The 22,897-nt window shown below is 74.3% G+C and carries 18 protein-coding genes; 7 read left to right on the top strand and 11 right to left on the bottom strand.

All coding sequences use genetic code 11. The features are described from left to right. Positions 1-7 precede the first annotated feature (7 nt). A complete protein-coding gene (locus tag AB0I60_RS24170) occupies positions 8-1,900 on the bottom strand; it encodes an ABC transporter ATP-binding protein (RefSeq protein ID WP_360733378.1) in 1,893 nt (630 codons plus the stop codon). A gap of 318 nt (positions 1,901-2,218) precedes the next feature. Between AB0I60_RS24170 and AB0I60_RS24165 the strand changes: the two genes are divergently transcribed. Further along, complete coding sequence (locus AB0I60_RS24165; protein WP_360733145.1) at positions 2,219-3,118, top strand: PAC2 family protein; 900 nt, start codon at positions 2,219-2,221, stop codon at positions 3,116-3,118. Positions 3,119-3,204: 86 nt separating this feature from the next. Here AB0I60_RS24165 and AB0I60_RS24160 read toward each other — a convergent pair whose 3' ends face one another. Both AB0I60_RS24160 and AB0I60_RS24155 read right to left on the bottom strand, forming a co-directional pair. Next, a complete protein-coding gene (locus AB0I60_RS24160; protein WP_360733143.1) occupies positions 3,205-4,182 on the bottom strand; it encodes an LLM class flavin-dependent oxidoreductase in 978 nt (325 codons plus the stop codon). A 37-nt stretch (positions 4,183-4,219) separates the two neighbouring features. Further along, on the bottom strand, positions 4,220-5,299 hold the full coding sequence (locus tag AB0I60_RS24155) for an acyl-CoA dehydrogenase family protein (RefSeq protein WP_360733142.1): 1,080 nt from the start codon (positions 5,297-5,299) through the stop codon (positions 4,220-4,222). Between the two features lie 138 nt (positions 5,300-5,437). Between AB0I60_RS24155 and paaZ the strand changes: the two genes are divergently transcribed. Further along, positions 5,438-7,465 (top strand): phenylacetic acid degradation bifunctional protein PaaZ, encoded by a 2,028-nt coding sequence (paaZ, locus tag AB0I60_RS24150; RefSeq protein WP_360733140.1) that lies wholly within the window; start codon positions 5,438-5,440, stop codon positions 7,463-7,465. 144 nt (positions 7,466-7,609) lie between these two features. Then, complete coding sequence (locus tag AB0I60_RS24145) at positions 7,610-8,449, top strand: aldo/keto reductase (protein ID WP_360733138.1); 840 nt, start codon at positions 7,610-7,612, stop codon at positions 8,447-8,449. A gap of 50 nt (positions 8,450-8,499) precedes the next feature. On the opposite strand, the gene AB0I60_RS24140 is transcribed toward AB0I60_RS24145, so the two are convergent. Then, on the bottom strand, positions 8,500-9,156 hold the full coding sequence (locus AB0I60_RS24140) for an MOSC domain-containing protein (RefSeq protein WP_360733136.1): 657 nt from the start codon (positions 9,154-9,156) through the stop codon (positions 8,500-8,502). A 97-nt stretch (positions 9,157-9,253) separates the two neighbouring features. On the opposite strand from AB0I60_RS24140, the gene AB0I60_RS24135 reads away from it, so the two are divergent. After that, positions 9,254-9,976 carry a hypothetical protein gene (locus tag AB0I60_RS24135; RefSeq protein WP_360733134.1) on the top strand — a complete coding sequence of 241 codons (723 nt, stop codon included), beginning with the start codon at positions 9,254-9,256 and terminating at the stop codon, positions 9,974-9,976. A gap of 108 nt (positions 9,977-10,084) precedes the next feature. Here AB0I60_RS24135 and AB0I60_RS24130 read toward each other — a convergent pair whose 3' ends face one another. The 6 genes from AB0I60_RS24130 to AB0I60_RS24105 all read right to left on the bottom strand — a co-directional run bounded on the left by AB0I60_RS24130 (position 10,085) and on the right by AB0I60_RS24105 (position 18,566). Then, positions 10,085-10,819: a peptidylprolyl isomerase gene (locus AB0I60_RS24130; protein WP_360733132.1), complete on the bottom strand. Its 735-nt coding sequence runs from the start codon at positions 10,817-10,819 to the stop codon at positions 10,085-10,087. 33 nt (positions 10,820-10,852) lie between these two features. Beyond that, on the bottom strand, positions 10,853-13,774 hold the full coding sequence (locus tag AB0I60_RS24125) for an AAA family ATPase (RefSeq protein ID WP_360733130.1): 2,922 nt from the start codon (positions 13,772-13,774) through the stop codon (positions 10,853-10,855). A gap of 124 nt (positions 13,775-13,898) precedes the next feature. Beyond that, positions 13,899-14,108: a hypothetical protein gene (locus AB0I60_RS24120; RefSeq protein ID WP_360733129.1), complete on the bottom strand. Its 210-nt coding sequence runs from the start codon at positions 14,106-14,108 to the stop codon at positions 13,899-13,901. After that, positions 14,105-16,990 (bottom strand): type 2 lanthipeptide synthetase LanM family protein, encoded by a 2,886-nt coding sequence (locus AB0I60_RS24115; RefSeq protein ID WP_360733127.1) that lies wholly within the window; start codon positions 16,988-16,990, stop codon positions 14,105-14,107. Before AB0I60_RS24115 ends, AB0I60_RS24120 begins: the two co-directional genes overlap by 4 nt. A gap of 355 nt (positions 16,991-17,345) precedes the next feature. Further along, positions 17,346-17,918: a hypothetical protein gene (locus tag AB0I60_RS24110; protein WP_360733125.1), complete on the bottom strand. Its 573-nt coding sequence runs from the start codon at positions 17,916-17,918 to the stop codon at positions 17,346-17,348. 147 nt (positions 17,919-18,065) lie between these two features. After that, positions 18,066-18,566 (bottom strand): MarR family winged helix-turn-helix transcriptional regulator, encoded by a 501-nt coding sequence (locus AB0I60_RS24105; RefSeq protein ID WP_360733124.1) that lies wholly within the window; start codon positions 18,564-18,566, stop codon positions 18,066-18,068. Positions 18,567-18,687: 121 nt separating this feature from the next. Between AB0I60_RS24105 and AB0I60_RS24100 the strand changes: the two genes are divergently transcribed. Next, positions 18,688-19,752: an alkene reductase gene (locus AB0I60_RS24100; protein ID WP_360733122.1), complete on the top strand. Its 1,065-nt coding sequence runs from the start codon at positions 18,688-18,690 to the stop codon at positions 19,750-19,752. A gap of 91 nt (positions 19,753-19,843) precedes the next feature. Here AB0I60_RS24100 and AB0I60_RS24095 read toward each other — a convergent pair whose 3' ends face one another. Continuing rightward, positions 19,844-20,473, bottom strand: coding sequence for a hypothetical protein (locus AB0I60_RS24095; RefSeq protein WP_360733120.1), 630 nt, complete (start codon positions 20,471-20,473; stop codon positions 19,844-19,846). 768 nt (positions 20,474-21,241) lie between these two features. Between AB0I60_RS24095 and AB0I60_RS24090 the strand changes: the two genes are divergently transcribed. Beyond that, positions 21,242-22,141, top strand: a complete 900-nt coding sequence (locus AB0I60_RS24090) for an amino acid ABC transporter permease (protein WP_360733118.1) — start codon at positions 21,242-21,244, stop codon at positions 22,139-22,141. Then, positions 22,141-22,893: an amino acid ABC transporter ATP-binding protein gene (locus tag AB0I60_RS24085; RefSeq protein ID WP_360733376.1), complete on the top strand. Its 753-nt coding sequence runs from the start codon at positions 22,141-22,143 to the stop codon at positions 22,891-22,893. Before AB0I60_RS24090 ends, AB0I60_RS24085 begins: the two co-directional genes overlap by 1 nt. Positions 22,894-22,897 lie beyond the last annotated feature (4 nt).

Genomic DNA, 22,897 nt, shown 5'->3' with positions numbered 1-22,897 from the left:
CCCTTCCTCACTGGACGACCGCCTCCTGGGCGCCGTTCACGCCCACCGCGTGGGCGGGTGACGCCTCCTCGGCGAACTGCGTCCGGTACAGCTCCTCGTAACGGCCGCCGGCCGCCAGCAGGTCGGTGTGCGTGCCCCGCTCCACGACTCGGCCGTCCTCCACCACCAGGATCAGGTCCGCCGCCCGGATCGTCGACAGCCGGTGCGCGATCACCACGGCCGTGCGGCCGTCCAGCGCCTCCGCCAGGGCCGCCTGGACGGCCGCCTCCGACGTCGAGTCCAGGTGGGCGGTGGCCTCGTCCAGGATCACCACGCGCGGCCGGGCCAGCAGCAGCCGCGCGATGGTCAACCGCTGCCGCTCCCCGCCGGAGAGCCGGTAGCCGCGCTCGCCGACCACCGTGTCCAGCCCGTCCGGCAGCGACTCGACCAGGTCGGCGAGCCGGGCGCGGCGCAGGACGTCCCACAGCTCGTCGTCGGAGGACTCCGGGCGGGCGAGCAGCAGGTTGGAGCGGATCGACTCGTGGAACAGGTGGCCGTCCTGGGTCACCATGCCGAGCGTGTCGCGGACCTCCTGCGCGGACAGGTCGCGCACGTCCACGCCGGACAGCTTCACCGAGCCGCCGTCCACGTCGTAGAGGCGGGGCAGCAGGGAGGCGATGGTGGACTTGCCCGCACCCGACGACCCCACCAGCGCGACCACCTGGCCGGGCTCCGCGCGGAACGAGACGTCGTGCAGCACCTGCACCCCGCCCCGCGAGTCGAGCACCGCGACCTCCTCCAGCGAGGCGAGCGACACCTTGTCCGCCGACGGGTAGGCGAACGACACGTTCTCGAACTCCACCGACACCGCGCCGTCCGGGACCGGCGTCGGGTCGGGCTTCTCGGTGATCAGCGGCTTGAGGTCGAGCACCTCGAACACCCGCTCGAAGCTGACCAGCGCGCTCATCACCTCGACCCGGGCGCTGGCGAGCGCGGTCAGCGGGGCGTAGAGCCGGGTGAGCAGCAGCGCCAGCGCCACGACCGAGCCCGCGTCGAGCTGGTCGCGCAGCGCGTAGAAGCCGCCCAGGCCGTAGACCAGGGCGAGCGCCAGCGCCGACACCAGGGTCAGCGCGGTGAGGAACACCGCCTGCACCATCGCCGACCGCACCCCGATGTCGCGCACGCGGCGGGCGCGGGCGGCGAACTCGGCGGACTCCCGCGCGGGCCGGCCGAACAGCTTGACCAGCGTCGCGCCCGGCGCGGAGAACCGCTCGGTCATCTGGGTGCTCATGGTCGCGTTGTGGTTGGCCGCCTCCCGCTCCAGGCGGGCCAGGCGCGAGCCCATGCGCCGCGCGGGCAGCACGAACACCGGCAGCAGGACCAGCGCCAGCAGCGTGATCTGCCAGGACAGGCCGATCATCACCACCAGGGTCAGGACCAGGGTGACGACGTTGCCCGCCACGCTGGACAGCGTGTCGCTGAACGCGCGCTGCGCGCCGATCACGTCGTTGTTGAGGCGGCTCACCAGCGCGCCGGTGCGGGTGCGGGTGAAGAACGCGATCGGCATCCGCTGGACGTGGTCGAAGACGGTGGTGCGCAGGTCGAGGATCAGGTCCTCGCCGATGCTCGCCGACAGCCACCGGGCGAGCAGCCCGAGCGCCGCCTCCAGCAGGGCGATCCCGGCGATCAGCCCGCTGAGCCCGAGCACCACCTCGAACGGCGACCCGTGCACGATCGCGTCCACGATCCGGCCGGCCAGGACGGGGGTGACCACGGCCAGGACCGCGATGACCACGCTGAGGGCCAGGTACTGCGCGAGCCGGGCGCGGCGCGGGCGGGCGAACTGCCAGATGCGCTTGAGCGTGGCCTTGGAGAACGGCCGCCGGTCGTCGTGCGCGTTGGTCACGTGGTAGAGCGACATCCACGCCGTGACTTCCATGTCCATGGGCCGAAAGTAGGACCTCCAGCGGAGTCGAGGTCAAGTGGGTTGTCACGGCCGGTCACCGGACCTGCACGCACGGAACCACGGCGTTTCGCAAGGCGGGCACTACGGCGGGCCGGCGCAGGCCGCAGCGGCGGCGGGATTGCGGCCAGGTGGAAGGCCGGTGAGGGGGAGGGCGGCCAGGTGGCGGAGGCGCGGCGGCCGGATGGCGGCGAAGGGCGGGTGCGGACCGGAACGGGAATCAACAGGGGTGGGTCGGGCGTTGTCAGGGTGGAGGACTAGCTGAGGAGGCACGTGGTGGCGCTGGACCCGGAGGATCTGTTCGAGGTCGACTCCGACGTCCCGGACCTGACCGGAGCGGTGCTGCTGCACCACTTCGACGGCTTCATGGACGCGGGCGCGGCGGGTTCCGCGGTGGTCGACCACCTGCTGGCCACCCACGAGCACCGGGTGGTGGCCCGGTTCGACGTCGACGACCTGGTCGACTACCGGGCGCGGCGGCCCACGATGACCTACGCCACCGACCGCTGGGAGGGCTACGACGCCCCCGAGCTGGTGGTGCGCCTGCTGCACGACTCGGTCGGCACGCCGTTCCTGCTGATGACCGGTCCCGAGCCGGACCGGCGCTGGGAGGCGGTCGTCGCCGCCGTGCGCACCCTGGTCGAGCGCTGGGGCGTGCGGCTCGCGGTGAGCTTCCACGGCATCCCCATGGGCGTCCCGCACACCCGCAAGCTGTCGGTGATCTCGCACGCCACGCGGCCCGACCTGGTCACCGAGAAGTCGCCGTTCAGCCGCGTGCAGGTGCCCGGCAACCTCGCCGCGCTGATCGAGCTGCGGCTGGGCGAGGCCGGTCACGACGCGATGGGCTTCGCCGCCTACGTGCCGCACTACCTGGCGCAGGGCTCCTACCCGGCCGCCGCGCTGGGCCTGCTGGAGGCGCTGACCCGGACCACCGGGCTGGTGGTGCCCTCCTCCGCGCTGCACGAGTCCGCGCGCCGCACGGACGCCGAGATCACCCGGCAGGTCGCCGAGTCCGACGAGGTGGCACAGGTCGTGGAGGCGCTGGAGCGCCAGTACGACGCGTTCACCGAGGCGTCGGACAACCTGCTGGTGGGCGCCGACGAGCCGCTGCCGAGCGCGGACGAGCTGGGCGCGGAGTTCGAGCGCTTCCTGGCCGACCAGCAGCGCGACCGCTGACCACGCCGGCCGCTGACCACGCCGGCCGCTCGCCGACTTCACGCTGACCGCGCCGGACCGGCCCGGTCCCACGGGCCGGGCTCCGGTCAGCGGCGGGCCGGCCGGGTCTCGGCCAGCAGGCGGTAGGACGTGAGCAGGGCCGCCCGGTCGTAGGTGCTGGTGGTGAGCAGCACCTCGTCGGCCCCGGTCCGCCCGGCCAGGGCGTCGAGCTGCCGCCACGCCTCGGCGGGGGTGCCGGAGATCGTGCCGCGCAGCGCCTCCTCGACGTACTTCCGCTCGCGGTCGGTCATCGCCACCGCGAGGACGTCCTCCGGCGCGCGCAGCGCCGGGAACTCGCCCCGGGTCCGCGACCAGGCCATCGACCACGCCTCGGGCAGCAGCAGCCGCCGGGCCTCCTCGGTGGTGTCGGCCACCGCGACGGCCGCCGACACCACCACGTAGGGCTCCCCGGCCCACGTCGACGGCCGGAACCGGGCGCGGTAGCCGTCGATCGCCTCGACCATCGCGCGTTCGCCCCGGACGGCGGCGATCACCAGCGGCAGCCCGTGCGACGCCGCCACCTCCGCGCCCGCCCCGGTCGCCAGCACGAACGGCGGCACGCGCAGCCCGGTCGCGGGGTAGCCGGACACGGCGGCGTCGCCGGTGAAGTACGCCAGCAGCTCGTCCACCTGCACGCCGAACTCCGCCGCGTCGCGCCGGTCGTGCCCCAGCGCCCGCCGCACCGGTCCGGTGAAGCCCACCGACCGGCCCAGGCCCATGTCGATCCGCCCGGGGAACAGCGACTCCAGGACGCCGAACTGCTCGGCGACCACCAGCGGGCGGTGGTTGGGCAGCATCACGCCGCCGGTGCCGATCCGGATGCGCGAGGTGCGCGCGGCGGCAGCGGCGGCCAGCACGGTCGGCGCGGACCCGGCCACGCCCGGCACGCCGTGGTGCTCGGACACCCAGAACCGGTGGTACCCCAGGGCTTCCGCCTGCTGCGCGAACTCGACGGTGTCCCGCAGCGCCTGCGCGTGCGTGCCACCCTCGCGGGTGCGGGACCGGTCCAGGACGGAGAGCTTCACCCCCGGTGCAACGCCCGCCCGGAGGCCGCGATTCCGATCACAGGCGGCTGGTGTCGGTGGCCACGCCCAGCCGCACCTGCGCGTAGGTCTCGAACAGCCGCCGGGACACCAGGCCGTGCTGCGCGGCCACGTGCGCGTCGCGCAGGCACCGCTGCAACGCCGAGCTCTCGAACACCGAGCTGCCGCCGCCCACGTCGAACGCGAGCCGGGTGACCGACGCCGCCTCGGCCGCCGCGTGCGAGCACGCCAGGCGCAGCCGCGCGCGGTCGGCGACCGCCGCCGGCACGTCCGCCACCGCGTCCGCCCACCGGGCCGCGACCTCGGCGTGCAGGAACGCCCGCGCGGCCGAGAGCCGGGCCTCGGCGGTGGCCAGGTCGAGCTGCGCGCCGGTCTGCTCGGCCAGCGGGGCGGTCGCGTGCTGCGGGGTCTTGACCACCGCCAGCGCCTCCACCTCCTCCACCGCGCGGGCCGCGATGCCCAGCGCCACCGCCGCCACGCCCAGCGCCAGGAACGCGGTGAACGGGAACCTCGGCAGCGGACCGGTGGCCTCGGCGGCGGCCGGCCACACCGCGCGCCGCGCGGGCACGAACACGTCCGCCGCCTCCCACTCGTGCGACGCGGTGGCGCGCAGCCCGGCGGCGTGCCAGGTGTCGAGGACGGTCACCTCGTCCCGCCGGAAGATCGCGAACGTGGCCCCGGTGGCGGTGCGCGCGCCGCCGACCACCCAGTCGCACAGCGGCACGGCGCTGCCCCAGCCCCACCGGCCGGTGACCCGGTACCCGCCGTCGGCGGCGGTCGCGGAGCCCGCCGGCGCGGCCGTCCCGGCGATCACCGACGCGGGATCGCCGAACACCTCGCGGGCACCGTCCTCGGTGAGGTACCAGGCCAGCGCCGAGGTGGCGCTCGTGGTCATCGCGGTCCACCCGGTCGAACCGTCCGCCCTGGCCAGCGCCTCGACCTCGACCAGCCACGACGGCAGGTCCAGCTCCCGGCCGCCCAGCCGGGCCGGTGCCAGCAGCCGGGTCGTGCCCGACGACACCAGGGCCGCCACGACGGGGTCGGTGAGGGCGCGGCCCGCCTCGGCGGTGGCCGCCTCGGACCTGATCAGCTCGTGCACGGGTGGATCATCCCGCACCGGGCCGCCCGACGGGTCGTGGTTGCCGCACCGGCGGCGGCCGGGCCACGATGGCCCGGCAGGCTCTACTGTCCGGTGAGCCGGGACACCGACCGGCACCGACGAGGAGGTCGACCACCGATGGCCATGCTGCGCAGCTACGTCTCCGGTCGCTGGCACACGTCGTCCGCCGAGGGCGTGCCGCTGCACGACGCGGTGACCGGCGAGGAGATCACCCGCATCTCGTCCGCCGGCGTCGACATGGCGGCGGCGCTGGACCACGGCCGCCGCACCGGCGGGCCCGCGCTGCGCGAGCTGACGTTCCACCAGCGCGGCGCCCTGCTCAAGGCGCTCGCCTCCTACCTGCGGGAACACCGCGAGGAGCTGTACGCGCTGTCGGCCCGCTCGGGCGCGACCAGGACGGATTCGCTGATCGACGTCGACGGCGGGATCGGCGTGCTGTTCACCTACGCGAGCAAGGCCAAGCGCGAGCTGCCCAACGACACCGTGTACGTGGACGGGGCGCTGGAGCCGCTCGGTCGCGGCGGCACGTTCGTCGGGCGGCACATCGGCACCCCGCTGCTGGGCGTCGCGGTGCAGATCAACGCCTTCAACTTCCCGATGTGGGGCCCGCTGGAGAAGTTCGCGCCCGCGTTCGTCGCCGGCGTCCCGTCGCTGATCAAGCCCGCCTCGCAGACCGCGTACGTGACGGAGCGGCTGGTCGAGCTGATGCTCGCCTCCGGGCTGCTGCCCGAGGGCTCGCTGCAACTGGTCTCGGGCAGCGCCGGCGACCTGCTCGACCACCTCACCCCGCAGGACCTGGTCGGCTTCACCGGCTCCGCGTCCACCGCGCAGAAGCTGCGCACCCACCCGGCCGTCGTGCGCTCGTCGGTCCGGTTCAACGCCGAGGCCGACTCGCTCAACTGCTCGATCCTCGGCCCCGACGCCACCCCGGGCACGCCGGAGTTCGACCTGTTCGTCAAGCAGTTGGTCAGCGAGATGACCACCAAGGCCGGCCAGAAGTGCACCGCCATCCGACGCGCGCTGGTGCCCTCCGACCTGCTCGACGACGTCGCCGAGGCGGCCCGCGCGAGGCTGGCCCGGGTCGTCATCGGCAACCCCGCCAACGAGTCGGTGCGGATGGGCGCGCTGGCCGGGCTGGAGCAGCGCGAGGAGGTGCGGCGCTCGCTCAAGGCGCTGCTGGAGGCCGGTGAGGTCCTCTACGGCTCGCCGGACACCGTCGAGGTGGTGGACGCCGACGCCGAGCGCGGCGCGTTCCTGTCCCCGGTGCTGCTCAAGGCCGACCCGGACCGCGCCCAGCCGCACGAGGTCGAGGCGTTCGGCCCGGTCGCCACGCTGCTGCCGTACTCCGGGGCCGCCCACGCCGTGGAACTGGCCGCCCGGGGAGCGGGAAGCCTGGTCGGATCCGTGGTGAGCTACGACACGTCCTTCGTCCGCGAGGTGGTGCTCGGCGTCGCCCCGTGGCACGGCCGGCTGCTCGTGCTCGACCGCGACGACGCCCGGGAGTCCACCGGCCACGGCTCGCCGCTGCCGGCCCTGGTGCACGGCGGGCCCGGCCGCGCGGGCGGCGGCGAGGAGATGGGCGGCATCCGGGGCGTGCTGCACCACCTCCAGCGCACCGCCGTGCAGGGCAGCCCCCGGGTGCTCACCTCGGTGACCGGGCAGTGGGTGGCCGGTGCGGAGCGCTCCGAGTCCGCCGAGCACCCGTTCCGCAAGTCGTTGGCGGAGCTGCGGATCGGCGACTCGGTGGTCGCGGGACCGCGCGTGGTGACGTTGGAGGACGTCGAGCACTTCGCGTCGTTCACCGGGGACACCTTCTACGCGCACACGGACGAGGAGGCCGCCGCCGCGAACCCGTTCTTCGGCGGCCGGGTCGCGCACGGCTACCTGGTGGTCTCGTTCGCCGCCGGCCTGTTCGTCTCGCCCGAGCCGGGCCCGGTGCTGGCCAACTACGGGCTGGACAACCTGCGGTTCCTCACGCCGACCTTCCCCGGCGACGAGCTGACCGTGACGCTGACCGCCAAGCAGATCACCCCGCGCGAGGACCAGGACTACGGCGAGGTGCGCTGGGACGCGGACCTGGTCAACCAGAAGGGCGAGTCGGTCGCCAAGTACGACGTGCTGACCCTGGTCGCCAAGACCCGCTGACCGGCGGGGGAGCGACGCCGACCCGGCCGGGTGCCCCGCGCACCCGGCCGGGTGGGTCCGGCGGTCCGGACGGGAACAACCCGGGCACCGCGCGTGGTTGCCCGGGAGGGGAACGTTCGTCTACCTGACAGAGGAGCACCTGAGGTGTCCGAGACCTTTGCACTGGGCGGGGACCTGACCGTCAACCGGCTCGGCTACGGCGCGATGCGGTTGACCGGCGAGGGCATCTGGGGCTACCCGGCCGACCGGGACACCGCGCGCGCCGTGCTGCGGCGGGCGGTCGAGCTCGGGATCGACTTCATCGACACGGCCGACTCCTACGGCCCGCACGTCAACGAGGAGCTGATCCGCGAGGCGCTGCACCCCTACGCCGACGGCCTGGTCGTGGCGACCAAGGCGGGCCTGGTGCGCACCGGCCCCGACCAGTGGCACACCCTCGGCAAGCCGGTCTACCTGCGGCACGCCCTGGAGGCGAGCCTGCGCCGGCTGGGCGTCGAGCGGATCGACCTGTACCAGCTGCACCGGATCGACCCCGAGGTGCCGCTGGAGGACCAGGTCGGCGAGCTGAAGAAGCTCCAGGACGAGGGCAAGATCCGGCACATCGGACTGTCCGAGGTGGACGTCGAGCAGTTGGAGGCGGCCCGCGCCATCGCGCCGATCGCCTCCGTGCAGAACCTGTACAACCTGGCGGACCGGCGGCACGAGGCGGTCCTCGACCACGCCACCGAGCACGGCATCGCGTTCATCCCGTGGTTCCCGGTCGCCACCGGCGAGCTGGCCCGCCCCGGCGGCGTGCTGGACACCGCCGCCAAGGACCACGGGGCCACGCCCGCGCAGCTCGCGCTGGCCTGGCTGCTGCGCCGCTCGCCGGTCGTGCTGCCGATCCCGGGCACGTCGTCGATCGCGCACCTGGAGGAGAACACGGCGGCCCGCTCCATCGAGCTGACCGACGAGGAGTTCGAGAAGCTCTCCGCGCTGAGCTGACCCCGCCGGCCCCCGGGCACCCCCGCGCGGGAGTGCCCGGGGGCCGCGCGTCAGGCGGAGGTCGTCGCCAGCCGGCGGCGCACCTTCTCCTGCGTCTTGCCGGTCAGGTGCGGGCCCGCGTCGAGCAGCCGGGGCAGCAGGTCCGGCTCCAGGGTCAGCGCCCGGAACACCAGGCGGACCGTCACGTCGTGGTCCGGCAGGTCCACCAGCTCGATGCCGTCGCCGGCCGCCACCGCACCCGGTTCCAGCACCCGGAAGTACGCGCCGCACAGCGCGCGCTCGGTGAACGTCCGCACCCAGCTCCGGTCGTCCATCACGCTGGCGAACGTGCGGCACGGGATGCGCGGGTCGGTCACCTGGAGGAGCAGCGCGCCGCCGACCCGCCAGCGCGAGCCCACGACGGCGTTGGTCGCGTCCAGGCCCACCGTGGTCAGGTTCTCGCCGAACAGGCCGGGCACGAGGTCGCGGCCCAGCTCCGCCGACCAGGCGTCCAGGTCCTCGCGGGCGTAGGCGTACACCGCCTGGTCCGGGCCGCCGTGGCTGCGACCGTCCGAGATGTGGTCGCCGGCCAGGCCGCTGCCGGGGCCCACCGGGGCGCTGACCTGGACCGCGCCCGGAACGGGGCGCTTGTCATGACCGGTGTGGCCGATCACGGCGGGTTCGAAGTCGGCGCGCGCGCCGATGTTCACCGAGAGCACGTGGGGCATACGCCGCACGGTAGCCCAGGTAGTTTGCGGGTTCGCACCCCTTATCCCGCGCGGGTGCGGGAAGATGGCCGCTGATCACCGTTTCGTGGGGGAAATCATGCGCAGGTCCCTGGTCCCATCGCTGCTGTGCGTCGTTCTGGCGGCGGGGTGCGCGACCAGGACAGCCCTGCCCGAACCGACCTTGGAACCCGTGGCGCGCGACGCCGCGTCGCTGGTGTCGTCGCTGGTGTCGAGGGTCGACGGGCAGTACTCGGTGCGCTTCGACTCGGAGACCGCCCTGTCCGGCCGCCGGGTCCGCGCCGAGGGCGGCCTCGTCCGGTCCCGCGACGCCCGCCTGGTCACCCTCCGCGAGGGCGACGTCGAGGTCGTCGTGCTGGCGGAGGCCGGGTACCTGCGGTCCGGCGGCGGCGCGTGGACGCGGCTGGGGCGCACCGACCGGGCCGGCGTGAAGTCCGGGGTGGCCATGGACGGCGTCGCGGACGAGGTGGACCCGCGCTCGGTGGTGGCCGCGCTGCGCGGCTCGCTGGTCGTGGAAACCGGGACGGAGCCGGTGGACGGCGTCCCGACCCACCGCTACACCATGCTGGTCGACCTGCGCCTGCAGGCCGAGCAGACCTCCGACGTGACCCACCGGTCCCAGTTGCTGGCCGCCTACGAGTCCGGCTTCACCGCCACGGCGGTGCTCTGGGTCGGACCGGGCGGGTTGCCGGTGCGGGTGGAGCAGGTGATGAAGACGTTGGAGGACACCGTCTTCCAGCGCACCCAGCACCGGTTCACCGACTGGAACTCGGACCTGAGGATCGTCGCTCCCACGCCCTGAGCCGCCCGGCGGCCCCGTACTGCGACCCACGACCGCCGCCCGCCCGGCCGGGGAGGCCGCGCGCGGAGCGGGGTGGGCGTCGCGCGGACCGCGCGACGCCCACCGCCGTCAGCAGACCTTCTTGGCGCGCTTGATGTCCACGGGGTTGGTCGGGCTGCCGTCGACCGGGGCCGGGTCGTCCGGGGTGGGCTTGATGCCCGCCGCCGCGACCTTGTCGAGCGTGCGCAGGCCCTCCGGCTTGATCTTGCCGAAGACCGTGTAGTTCGGCCGCAGGGTGCTGTCCGAGGTCACCAGGAAGAACTGGCTGCCGTTCGTGGCCGGGCCCGCGTTCGCCATCGCCAGCGTGCCGCGCGGGTAGATGCGGCGCTCACCGGTCGGGTCGTTCGGCGCGGGCGGCAGGTTCGTCGGCAGCTCGTCCTTGTACTTGTAGCCCGGCCCGCGCTCGCCGGTCCCGGACGGGTCGCCGCACTGCAACACCTTCAGCGTCGGGTACGCGGTCAGCCGGTGGCACGTGGTGGCGTCGTAGAACTTCTTGTCCACCAGGTGCAGGAAGCTCTGGACGGTGCACGGGGCCTGCGCGCGCTCCAGCACCAGGGGGATGTCGCCGAAGTTGGTCTTGAGCACCACCTCGGCCCGGCCCCGGTCGGGCGTGCGCCGGGGGTCCGGCGGGAGCTTCACCGGCCGGGCGGCCGGGTCGTCCGGCGTCTTCGTGTACGCGCACGGACCCCGCGTCACGTCGGGGTCGCCGCCGCGGTTCGGCTCTTCGGACGCCTGCGCCACGCCGCCGAGGCCGACGACACCGCCCACGACCACCATCAGCACCAGTGCCAAGAGGTTCCTCACGGGGAGTTCCTAGCGCCCCGCCCGGCTCCCCGGCTAGGGCCGGTCGGAGGGTCCCAGGTCGGCGGCGAACGTGCTGAGCGCCTCGCGGTCCGGCTGCGCGGTCTTGGTGATCAGGCTGGCCACGTGCTTCTCCACGGTGCGCGGGGAGATGTGCAGCCGGGTGGCGATCGCCTTGTTGCCCAGCCGGCCCGCGAGCAGCCGGAACACTTCGAACTCCCGCACCGTCACGCCCAGCGCCCGCAGCTCCCCCGGCACCTGGTCGGAGCCGGTCCGCCGCTGCGGCACGGACGCGCCCACCTGGCGCAGCAGCCCCCGGCACGCGCTGGCCACGGCCGTCCCGCCGTGCTGGTGGAAGTACTCCTCCGCGCCGCGCAGCCACGCCACCGGCTCGCCCCAGCCGTCCGCGACCGCCGCCTCCGCCACCAGGCGCAGCCCGAGGTGCCGGGCCAGCGGGTAGATCGACGCCGCGTCGCGGGCCGCGCGCACCGCCGAGGACGCCTCCACCTCGCGCCCGTCGCGGCCCAGCAGCACCGCGCGCGCGAACTGACCGAACACCCGGTTCCAGCGCATCCCGGCCGCCGCCGAGCGGGTGATCTCCTGGTACGCCGCGTGGTCCACGTCGCCGGACAGCACGCCCAGCAGCAGCCGCAGGCCGTGCGTGCCGGACAGGTGGAACGTGGTCGGCGTCTCCGCCTCGTAGGCCATGGCCCGCTTCAGGTCCTGCGCGGCCAGCTCGCGGTCCTCCTCGACCAGCGCGCAGAACGCCCGCGCCAGGCCGAAGCACAGCGGGCGCTCCTGGGTGCCGGTGCCGCCCAGCTCGTGGAACTCCGCGAGGGCGCTGTCCACTTCGGACCGGCGGCCCTGGTGCGCGGCGGCGGTGGCCTGCGCCATCAGCACGTACAGCGTCATCGACTTGAGCTGGAGGCGGCGGGTGCCCTCGCCGCACCGGGCCAGCTGCTCGCGCGCCGCCTGGTACTGGCCGCGCAGCACCAGGTCCAGCCCGAGGATCGCCTCCACGTTGTAGGCCACCGTGATCGCGCCGACCCGCAGCGCCTCCTCGCGGACCTCCGCCAGGGGCTCGGACGACCCGTCGGCCAGCCAGTCCAACCCGGCCAGCCGCACCACGGCGTAGATGCGCTGGATCGGCAGCCGGTGCTCCTCGGCGAGCCGGCGGGCCCGGGTGAAGTGGTCGGTGGCCTCGCCCAGGTCCCGCTCCCGGGCCAGGATGCCGAGCAGCTGCCACGCCTCGCAGCCCACCTCGGGCAGCGCCGCCCGGCGGGCCGCCTCGGCGGCGCGGCGGGCCAGCACCTCGGCGGACGCGATCCGGTCCGGGCTCTGCGCGTTGAGGGTGAGGAACGCGGCCACCGAGTCGATCCGGGCCGAGTGCGCGTCGTCGGCGTCGGGCCCGAGCAGGGCGCGCGCGGCGTCCACCTGCACCATGCCGTCCGCCTCCCGGCCCGCCAGCCAGGCCACCTTCGCCAGGCCGGTGTGCAGCTCGGCGCGGCGCACCCGGTCCAGCCCGGCGGCGCTGAGCTCGGCCACCGCGTCGCGCAGCGCGAACGCCCGCTCGAACTGGCCCGCCTCGCCCAGCGCGGGCAGCAGCGAGGCCAGCACGTCCGCCCGCAGCCCGACGTCGACCCGGCCCAGCGGCAGCCGGTGCGCGTGGTCGAGCAGCCGCACGGCGGAGCCCGCCGCGCCGTCGGCCAGCGCCCGCCGGCCGGCCTCGGCGAGCAGCGCGCCCGCCTCCGCGTCCTGGCCCGCGTCCAGCCGCAGCGACGCCACCAGCGGGCACCACTCGCCGGGCAGGTCCGGGTGCAGGAGCACGATCGCGTCGGCGGTGCGCCGGGCCACGTCCGCGCGGTGCGTCGGGGTGAGCTGGGCGAGCAGCGCCTCGGCGGTCAGCGGGTGGCGGAACGCGTACCAGTCGGGCACCGGCTCGTCCGGTGTCACGAGCTGCGCCGCGACGCCCGCGTGCAGGTGGGTGAGCAGGCTGTGGTCGTCCATGCCGGTCACCGCGCGCAGCACGGACAGCGGGAACCGGTGGCCCAGCACCGCCGCCACGGACAGCAGTTCGCGGCCCTGCGGCCCGAGCCGGTCGGTGCGGTGCGCGATCGCGCGGACCAGCGCGGTCGGCACGTTGATCCGCAGCTCGCCCAGCACCTGCCAGCCGCCCGGACCGCGCACCAGCAGCCCGCCGCTGACCAGGCCGTGCAGCATCTCCTCGACCACGAACGGGTTGCCGGCGCTGTCCGACCACAGCCGCTGCGCCACCGCCTCGGGCACCTCGGCGTCGTCCACCTCCAGGCAGGACGCGACCATCCGGCGCACCTGGCCCTCGTCCAACCGGCGCAGCTCCAGCAGCGAACCCGCGTCGCGCTGCGCGGCCAGCCGCACCACGTCCAGCGCGGGACCGGGGTCGGCGCGGGTGGTCACCAGCAGCGCCGCCGGCACCTGGTCGAGGTTGTCCACCAGGTAGTCGATCACGGCGAGCGTCTCGGCGTCCGAGTCGTGCAGGTCCTCCAGCACCAGCAGGCACGGCCGGCCCCGGCCGACCACGGCCAGCAGCCGCAGCACCGCCTCCGCGAGCACCACGATCGAGTGGCCGGCCTGCGGCTCGCCGCCCCACTCGGGCACCAGCCTGCCCAGGACGGGCCGGTAGGGGCCCAGCTCGCGCAGGTCCGGCCCGTCGCCGCCGCGCAGCAACGACATCAGGGCCTCGGCCAGCGGGCGGAACGGCACCATCGGCCCGATCGTCGAGCCGCGCCCGCGCAGCACCCGCATCCCCCGGTCGAACGCGGCACCCGCCGCCACGCGCGCCAGCCTGGTCTTGCCGATCCCGGGCTCGCCGACCAGGAAGACGGCACGCCCGCGACAGGCGGACGCGTCGGTCAGCGCCCGGGTCAACACCCGGAGTTCGTCGTCGCGGCCGACCACGACCGGCGCGCGGGTCTGCATGGGCCGAACCTTAGTCAAGCCCGCGCCGGACTGCCCGCACCCCCAGTGCGGGCGGGCAGTCCGGTCGTCGGGGGTCCGGGCCGTGCCGGGCCGGGAAGGGCCCCGGGTCAGTCGCCGACGGGCGTCAGACGCTGACGGGCGCGCTCACCGACGTGCTGTCGGCCAGCCCCGCCGCGACCACCACGTAGGCGCCGACGGCGAGGGTGAGGCCGGCGAGCGCGCGGGCGCGGGCACCGGTCCTGGACTTGCGGGTCAGCGCCATCTCCCCGGCGGGGTGGTCGCCGTCCTGGTCGTCGTCCCAGGTGGTGACCTCGTCGTGGTTGGCGTTGCTCATCGGGGGTTCTCCTCGCGGGGTTGGGTATCGGCAGGGGTTTCGAGCAGGAGCACGGACGGCGCGCGCTCGGGGAAGCCGAGGCGGAGCAGCCCGTACCCGATCCCGGACAGGCCGGTGAGCAGACCGGCCGACGGCACTCCGCCCGGCGTGCCGCAGTATGCCCCGTACTGGTCCAGCGCGCCCAGGACCAGCCCGGCGCGGCGGGTCAGCATCGCCGTGGCCAGGTCGTGCCCCCGCTCGGCGAGCACCGCCAGGGACTCCAGGACGCCCAGCTCGCCGTGGCACAGGCTCAGGTCGCGCAGCGGTTCGTGCACCGCCAGGGCGTTGAGGCACCGGTCGAGGTGCAGGGTGTAGGTGTCGACCGGCTGGTCGGGGTGCGCGGCGTGCGCGAGGACCGCGCCGGACAGGCCGGAGCACCAGCTGTGGTCCGCCTCGCCCACGTCCAGCAGGCGCTGCCGCAGCGCGTGGTCCGCGCGCAGGTTGGCCCGGCCCGCCACGCCGTGGCGCTGGTCGCGGGAGTGGCGGGCGTAGCGCAGCATGGCCCAGCCGGTGCCGGCCCGGCCGCGCGCGAACCCGTCGCCGCCGGGGTTGGCCGCGAGGAGCCGGGCGGCGTAGCGGCGGGCCAGCCGTTCGGCCGGGGGCAGGCCGGTCTCGGCGTGCACGGCCAGCATCGCGGCCAGGCCGCCCGCCCAGCCCTCCACGATGTTCGCCGGGTCCTCGCCGACCGCTTCCACCGCCTCCGCGACCGCCACGGCCTCGGCCAGCCAGCCGGAGATCTCGTCGTCGCGCAGCAGCGTCGCCAGGCGGGCCAGCGCGTAGCAGATGCCGCCCAGCCCGTGGAACGCCCCGCTGCCCACCGCCGTCGCCAGCTCGGTGTTCGCCGCGAACGAGCGCAGCAGCCCCGGCACCGGCGCGATCGCGTCCCGGGCGAACGCCGTGTAGCGCTCGGCCCCGGTCAGCGCGCCGAGCTGCGCCAGGAACAGCGCCACCCCGGTGTAGCCGTTGGACAGCCCCGCGCCCATCCCGGCGACCGCCCAGTGCCGGTCGTCCACCAGCTCCAGGCCGACCCAGTTGACCCGCCCGCCCTCGGCGGCGGCCCGCGCCAGCACCTCGTCGGCGATCCCGCACGCCGCCACCAGCAGCCGCTGCGGGTCCGGGATGCCCGCCTCCAGCGGGGCGGGCACGCCCGCGCCCGAGCGGTGCTCGACGGGCCGGGGCCGGCTCGCCAGCGCGGCGCTGATCAGCCACTGCTGGTCGTGCCGGTCCACCTCGTCCAGACCGGCGACCTTGCGCGCCACGGCCTCCAGGCCGGACAGCGGCAGCAGGTCGGGCAGCCGCTCGCCGCCCGCCGACCACACGTCCCGGCTGCCCGGCCGGGTGGTGAACAGCGGCACGTCGCCGGCCCACAGGTCGGTCAGCTCGTGCGGCACGAGCGCGCGCAGCGCGTCCTCCGCCGACTCCTCCCACAGCACGTCCAGCGCGAGGTCGCGGTCCACCGCGCCGCGCAGCGCGTCCGGGTGCGTCGACTCGTCCAGCAGGGTCGCGTAGAGCTGGGTCATCCTCGGCACGAACCGCACCGGCAGGTCGGCGAACCCGGCCAGCAGCCCGTCCGGGCCCAGCAGCTCGTCGCGGTGGTCGAACAGCGCGTCGTAGCCGGTGCGGAACCCGGCCAGCAGCGCGCCCTCGTAGTCGGCGGGCTCGGCCTCCACGCCCACCACCGACGGCCGGTTGCGCGCCGGCGGCACCGGGGCCGGCCTGCGGACCAGCCGCATCCGGTCGGTGCCGGGGTGCAGCCAGGCCACCGAGTCCGCCGGGAACACCTCGCCGTGGTCGCCGCCCACGCCGCCGATGTCCAGCGCGCCGTGCTCGCCGAGCAGCACCCTGGGCAGCACCGCCGTCCGGTGCACCGAGCGGGCCAGCGCCCGCACCGCCGGGTCGGCCGGAATGCCGACCGTCGGGTGGAACAGCGTCTCCACGTCCACCAGCACCGGCTGGTCGCCCGCCGCGATCAGGTTCTCGTAGTGCATGTCGGTGCCGTCCACCGCGTACAGCAGGGCGATCAGCGCGCCCAGCCGGTGGTAGAACCGGCCGACCTCGGTGACGTCCGCGCACGGCGCGTGCTGCACGAACTCCAGCCAGCCGTGCGTCTCCCGGGCCACCGCGCGCGGCACCCGCAGCCCGAGGCCGACGTGCCCGTCGAACCAGGCGAGGAGTTCGCCGAACCGGGCGTGCAGCGCCACCGGGCGCGGCTTGTAGACGACCTGCCGGCCGTCCTCGAAGGTCAGCACGGCCACCGACCGGCCGCGCTGGTGCGCGTCGCCCCGGCCGGTCTCGACCCGCGCCACCCGGCCCGGGTCGCGGCCCTCCAGCAGCGTCCGCACGACCGCGCCCCGGTCCTCGGCGAACCGGTCCAGCAGCTCGCGGTGCGCGGCGACCGCGTGCAGGCACGCCTGGCCGAGCAGCCGCGCCAGCACCGGGTACTTGGCGACCAGGTCGGCCACGTCCAGGTGCTCCACGAAGTGGGTGAACCGCTCCTGCGGGGTGTCGCCCGCCAGCCGCCCGGCGAGCCGCTCCAGGTTCAGCTCCAGCACCAGCGCGCGGGCCGCCAGGCGGGCCAGCCGCAGGCCGAGCCGGTGCGCGAAGTCCTCGCCCAGCCGGTCGTCCTGGGCGCACGCGGCGTGCACCAGGGGGCGCAGCGCGAACGCGAACGCCTCGTCCCAGTCGCCGCCGGGGAAGTGTGCATGGGCCGCGGTCGTGGTGGCGCGTTCCACGAACGCGGCCCATGCCGGCCGCCCCTGCGGGGCGACCAGTTCGTGGGACCCGCCGCGCACGCCGCTGTGCCACCAGGAGGCGGGGAGCCGGTCTACGGCGGACGGGATCACGGTGCCACCGTGTCACGGGCGGGACCGGCGCACATGGGGGGTCCGCCCCCACATTTGCCCGCACCACCCCGCGTTGCGGAAACCGCAGGTGACGAGGGGTGGGCGCGGAGGTGCCCGACCCCCGGCGCGCGGGGACTGGACGCCGGGGGCACGGGGGTGCCGGCGCGTGGGTCCGGGCGTGCGGGGACTGGACGGGCTCAAGCGGGCAGGGCTCAAGCGGGCAGGGCTCAAGCGGGCAGGGCTCAAGCGGGCAGGGTTCGGGCGGGCAGGGTTCGGGCGGGCGGGGTTCGGGCGGGGAGATTCGGGCCGGACAGCGACGCGACGCGGCCGGTGCCCGGGGCGCGGTGGGTGCCCGCTACCGCCGCTTGCAGTTCTCGGCCTGCTCGCCCGCCTCGGTGAACTCGTCGGGCAGCTTCACCACGGACATCTTCTCCACGGCCTCGTTCATCACCGACACCGCCTCGGTCATGCTCTGCATCACGGCGGAGAAGACGTCGGTGGTCAGCTCGGTCGCCCCGTCCACGGTGGACTTGGCGGACACGAACTTGTCGCGCGCCCGGCCCAGCGGCTCGACGATCACCTCGATGGCGGCGTCGGCGGCCGTCACCGGGGCGGGGGTCAGCTCGCCGAGGTCGTGCACGGCGACGTTGAGCACGTCGACCACGCGCCCGAGGGCGTCGCTGATCGCCTTCTTCGCCGCTGCCGGGTCGTTGGGCGGCTGGTCGAGCTGCACGCCGCCGGAGGCGATCATGTAGTTGGCGACGCCGCAGAAGTTGTTCATCCAGCGCACGACCTCGGGCGAGGACGCCCTGGTCTGGACGGGACCGGCGACCGGCCTGCCCGCGACCGGCGTCGCACACCCCGTCGTGACCAGCGCCAGCGCGAGAACCGCGACCACCCACCGTTGCACCGCCAAGTTGTACCCCATGGTCACCCGGTCGTGGGCAGGAGCGTGCCGATCGGGCGAGTTGCCGACCACCACGGGCCACCACAGGCCACCGCCGCCCGGCCCGCCCGTCCTGCGTCCGCCCGGCCCGCGCCGCACGTGCCCGGTCGGCCGCGTGCCGGGCGGCGGTCAGCAGTCCTGGGGTTGGGCGGTGCGGCCGGTGCGGGTGATGAGGTTGCACTCCAGCGTCTCCAGCACCCGCAGCAGTTCGCCGCGCTCCACCTCGGGGCAGCCCGCCGTCGTCGCCTCCTCCAGCTCCTGCCAGATCCGGCACACCTGCTGCCGCAGGGCCTGGCTCGCCGCCGTCGGCTCCACGAGGGTGGCCCGCCCGTCGGTCGGGTCGGGGGTGCGGCGCACGAACCCGGCCCGCTCCAGCCGCTGCACGGTGCGGGTCATGGTGGCCGAGTCGGAGTCCAGCACGTCGACCAGCTCGGCCTGCCGCTGCGGCCCGCTGTCCCACAGGTGCATCATCACCAGCTCCTGGCCGGGGTGCAGGCCGGCCTCGGCCAGCAGCCGGCCCGCGAGCATCCGGTGCAGCCGGGCGATGCGGAACACGGCGTGGCTGATCGGCCCGTAGGCCGCCGTCGTCGGCACGGGAACGCTCGTCCGCTTCGCTGCCCGGTCGGCCATGACCCGAATTGTACGGCCGTACCAGCAGTGATCGTGATCACCCGGGGAACATCGACCGGGTGGTACCTGTTCGGACAGGTAGATTCCTGTTCGGACAGGTAATACGTGCTGGAGGACCGAGATGACCACCGCCTTCGACCCGCTGGACCTCGCGGGCACCCGCCTGCCCAACCGCGTGGTGATGGCCCCGATGACCAGAAGCCGGGCCACCGGCACCACGCCGACCCCGGCCATGGCCGAGTACTACGCCCAGCGCGCGTCCGCCGGGCTGATCATCACCGAGGGCATCCAGCCGTCACCGGTGGGCCAGGGCTACCCGGACACCCCGGGCCTGCACTCCGACCGGCAGGTGGAGGCGTGGCGGGCGGTCACCGACGCCGTGCACGCCCGGGGCGGCCGGATCTTCGCCCAGCTCATGCACACCGGGCGGATCGGCCACCCCAGCCTCCTGCCGGGCGACCTGCACCCGGTGGGCGCGTCCCCGGTGCGCGCGGCGGGCCAGGTGTTCACCGGGTCCTCGCTGCTCGACCACGTCACGCCGGTCGAGCTGGGCGCGGCCGACATCCGGGCCACCGTCGCCGACTACGCCGCCGCCGCGCGCAACGCCGTGGCGGCGGGCTTCGACGGCGTCGAGCTGCACGGCGCGAACGGCTACCTCATCCACCAGTTCCTGGCACCCAACACCAACCTGCGCACCGACGAGTGGGGCGGCTCCGTCGCCGGCCGCACCAGGTTCGCGGTCGCCGTCGTGGAGGCGGTCGCGGACGCCGTGGGCGCGCACCGGGTGGGCCTGCGCATCTCCCCGGCCAACACCTACAACGACATCGCCGAGCACGACCACCGCGAGCTGTACCCGGCGCTGGTCGACGCGATCGACCCGGTCGGCCTGGCCTACCTGCACGTGCTGGAGAGCGACCGGCAGTCGACGCTGGACCTGCGCGGGCGCTCCCGCTCGGCGCTGATCCTCAACCCGCTCACCCCCGGCGGCGTGACCGGACCGGCCGACCTGGACCTGGTCGCCGACGGCACCGCCGACGCGATCGCGTTCGGCGCGCTGTTCCTGGCCAACCCGGACCTGCCCGCGCGCCTGGCCGCCGGCGGCCCGTTCAACGAGCCGGACCGCGCCACGTTCTACGGCGGCGACGAGCGCGGCTACACCGACTACCCGGCACTCGTGGCCGGCTGACCGCGCCGGAGCTGCCGGGCACCCCGGCGCGGGATCGGCGCCTGCGGCCCTCGCACTCCCGGGCGAGGGCCGCAGGTCGGTGCGTTCCCGGCTACGCCCTGGCGCGGCGGCGCAGCACGACCAGGAGGGTGACGCCGCCACCGAGCAGAACCAGGCCGATCACCAGCGGGATCGCGATGCTCGCGCCGGTGTTGGCCAGCCCGCCCTCGGCGACCGCGACGGCCGTGGTGGTGGTCGGGGCCGCCACGGGGACGGGCGTCGTGGTGGTGGCCGGGGGAGCGGGGAGGGTGGTGGTCGCCACGACCGTCTCGACGACCGGCGCGACCGCCGTGGTCGTCTCGATCCTCTCCTCCGCGCACGCCGGCACGTCCAGCTCGTGGTCGTCGCCGAGGGTGAACGAGTACTTCTGGTTGTCCGAGGCGCTCACCACGACCTTGAACGCGTGCGGGGCCGTGGGATCGCCGCCGTCGAAGTCCTTCGTGTACTGCTGGGCGAACGCGACCGACTCCAACTCCTCGCCGTCGAGGCTGACGGTGACGTGGTTGGCGCCCTTCTTCGTGTTGTACGCCTTGAGGTCGACGTGCAGCACGGCCTTCTCGTCCACGCACTTGGCCCACACCGCGTGGGTGTGCGCCGACGCGGGGAGGGCGGAGATCAGGCCGGTGGTCGCGATGGCCGCCGCGATGCCGACAACCGCGCCGACAGTCCGTGCGAGCTGCATTCTGGTACTCCTGGGATGCGGTGTGTGGGGGATCGTCACTTCGTGCGGAGGGGCTGGCGCGTGCCCGGCCGAACGCCGGGCCGTCCACTGCGGCGACACCGGGCCGTATCCATCCGTAACCGGTCGAGCACTCTCCGGCGTGAGTGTGCCGGCAGTGCGGCCAAGTGGAGTCGGCAGGGGGGCCGAACGGCCTCGGGTCGGTAGCGCCGATCGGACGTATGCCTTTTCTGTGTCGCTTGTGCCGCCATTCCGACGCGATCGGCGGTCCGAGTCGAATTCACCTCGGAGTGCGACTCGTTCCGCACGCGAATGGGTCGATCGGACGCGTCGCAATGCGAGTATTTATTGTCGCAGTCAGACATTTCCGCAGAGTCGACGCGTCGACACGTGGAAGTGGAAGCGCTCGCCGCTGGCCGACAGTGTCGCTCAACACGGCTTGACCTGCGAAGACATTGTCATTGTGCCGGTGGGGAAGCCTGGATCGGGCGGGATCGGAAAGCGCGCCGAAGTCATCTCCCGTTCACTCCGGGCGCTGCTCGATTCGGGTGACATTCGGCCTTGTCAATCGGCGACGCATAGTGGTTTCAGCAGGTGGGCACTCTTGTTCGGGCGCCAGCGAAGTGGCTACTTTGCCGCCAGTCGTGTGAAACCGCTGCACGCAACCCACCGTCAACACCACTCGCACCCGCCCGCCCCCGCACCCGCCGCGCGGTCCCCGCCCCAGGTCGTGGACCGTCGTGCTCGGCGGGCTCCCCGAAGGACCCCACCATGAGCGTGTCCGCACAACCACGCCTGCGCGCCCCCGACGACGACTTCTCGAAGCTGGAGGTGGTGCCCGCCCGGCACCCCTGGCGGTGGGTCGGCGTCGTGGTCGTCTTCGTCCTGCTGGCGCAGTTCGTCAACGGCCTGGTCACCAACCCCGGCTGGGACTGGCCGACGTTCGCCCGGTACTTCACCGCGCAGTCGATCCTGCGCGCGGTCGGCGTCACCCTCGAACTGACCGTCTACGGCACCGCGATCGGGTTCGCGCTGGGCATCGTGCTCGCCCTGATGCGGCTGTCCCACAGCAGGTTCCTGTCCGGCGTGTCCTGGACCTACATCTGGGCGTTCCGGTCGATCCCGCTGATCGTGCAGATCCTGTTCTGGTTCAACATCTCCTACCTGTACCAGGAGCTGGAGTTCGGCATCCCGTTCGGCCCCGCGCTGTTCGGCGTCGACACCAAGGACCTGATCAGCCCGATGGGCGCGGCCGTGCTCGGCCTCGGCCTGCACCAGGCCGCCTACGCCGCCGAGATCGTCCGCTCCGGCATCATCTCGGTCGACCACGGCCAGTTGGAGGCGGCGGCGGCGCTGGGCATCCCGAAGTCCCGCCAGCTGCGCAGGATCGTGCTGCCGCAGGCGATGCGGTCGATCCTGCCGAACGCCGCCAACGAGGTGATCAGCCTGTTCAAGGGCACCTCGATCGTGTCCGTGGTGGCCATCGGCGAGCTGTTCTACCAGGTGCAGGTGGTGTACGGGCGCAACGCGCGGGTCGTCGCGCTGCTCATGGTCGCCACCGTCTGGTACATCGTGCTCACCACCCTCCTGTCGGTCGTGCAGCACTACGTGGAGAAGCGCTACGCCAAGGGCGCGACGCGCGACAAGGGGGGTTGGAAGTGGGCGAGGTGATGGTGGACCTGCGCGGCATCCACAAGAGCTTCGGGTCCACCGAGGTGCTGCGCGGTGTCGACCTGCGGGTCCGGACCGGTGAGGTCGTGGTCGTCCTCGGGCCGTCCGGGTCGGGCAAGTCGACGTTGCTGCGCACGATCAACCACCTGGAGAAGGTGGACCGGGGCTACGTGAGCATCGACGGCGAGCTGGTCGGCTACCGCCGGGTCGGCGACAAGCTGCACGAGCTGCGCGAGCGGGAGATCCTCAAGCAGCGCTCGCACATCGGTTTCGTGTTCCAGAACTTCAACCTGTTCCCGCACCTCACCGTGCTGCAGAACGTGGTGGAGGCCCCGGTGTCCGCCCGGCGCAGGCCCGTCGCCGAGGTCCGCGCCGAGGCGCGCGCCCTGCTGGCCCGGGTCGGTCTGGCGGACAAGGAGGACGCCTACCCCCGGCACCTGTCCGGCGGCCAGCAGCAGCGGGTGGCGATCGCCCGCGCGCTGGCGCTGGAGCCGAAGGTGCTGCTGTTCGACGAACCGACCTCCGCCCTGGACCCCGAGCTGGTCGGCGAGGTGCTGGACGTGATCAAGGACCTGGCCCGCAGCGGGACCACGATGGTCGTGGTCACCCACGAGATCGGTTTCGCCCGCGAGGTCGCCGACACCGTCGTCTTCGTGGACGGCGGCCTGGTGGTCGAGCAGGGGCCGCCGGGCCAGGTGCTCGACGACCCGCAACACCCGCGCACCCGCGCGTTCCTGTCCAAAGTGCTCTGAGAGG

This window comes from Actinosynnema sp. NPDC050436, assembly GCF_040655415.1.
In the GTDB taxonomy this organism is placed as follows: domain Bacteria; phylum Actinomycetota; class Actinomycetes; order Mycobacteriales; family Pseudonocardiaceae; genus Actinosynnema.
The sequence above is the reverse complement of the archived record's forward strand: the minus strand, read 5'-3'. Positions and strand labels throughout refer to the sequence as shown.

Bases quoted from the DNA above. Each gene is read 5' to 3' on its own strand.
- AB0I60_RS24170 (WP_360733378.1), bottom strand. From the start codon at position 1,900: ATGTCGCTCTACCACGTGACCAACGCGCACGACGACCGGCGGCCGTTC.
- paaZ (WP_360733140.1), top strand. From the start codon at position 5,438: ATGGCCATGCTGCGCAGCTACGTCTCCGGTCGCTGGCACACGTCGTCC.
- AB0I60_RS24140 (WP_360733136.1), bottom strand. From the start codon at position 9,156: ATGCCCCACGTGCTCTCGGTGAACATCGGCGCGCGCGCCGACTTCGAA.
- AB0I60_RS24135 (WP_360733134.1), top strand. From the start codon at position 9,254: ATGCGCAGGTCCCTGGTCCCATCGCTGCTGTGCGTCGTTCTGGCGGCG.
- AB0I60_RS24125 (WP_360733130.1), bottom strand. From the start codon at position 13,774: ATGCAGACCCGCGCGCCGGTCGTGGTCGGCCGCGACGACGAACTCCGG.
- AB0I60_RS24120 (WP_360733129.1), bottom strand. From the start codon at position 14,108: ATGAGCAACGCCAACCACGACGAGGTCACCACCTGGGACGACGACCAG.
- AB0I60_RS24110 (WP_360733125.1), bottom strand. From the start codon at position 17,918: ATGGGGTACAACTTGGCGGTGCAACGGTGGGTGGTCGCGGTTCTCGCG.
- AB0I60_RS24105 (WP_360733124.1), bottom strand. From the start codon at position 18,566: ATGGCCGACCGGGCAGCGAAGCGGACGAGCGTTCCCGTGCCGACGACG.
- AB0I60_RS24100 (WP_360733122.1), top strand. From the start codon at position 18,688: ATGACCACCGCCTTCGACCCGCTGGACCTCGCGGGCACCCGCCTGCCC.
- AB0I60_RS24095 (WP_360733120.1), bottom strand. From the start codon at position 20,473: ATGCAGCTCGCACGGACTGTCGGCGCGGTTGTCGGCATCGCGGCGGCC.
- AB0I60_RS24090 (WP_360733118.1), top strand. From the start codon at position 21,242: ATGAGCGTGTCCGCACAACCACGCCTGCGCGCCCCCGACGACGACTTC.
- AB0I60_RS24085 (WP_360733376.1), top strand. From the start codon at position 22,141: ATGGTGGACCTGCGCGGCATCCACAAGAGCTTCGGGTCCACCGAGGTG.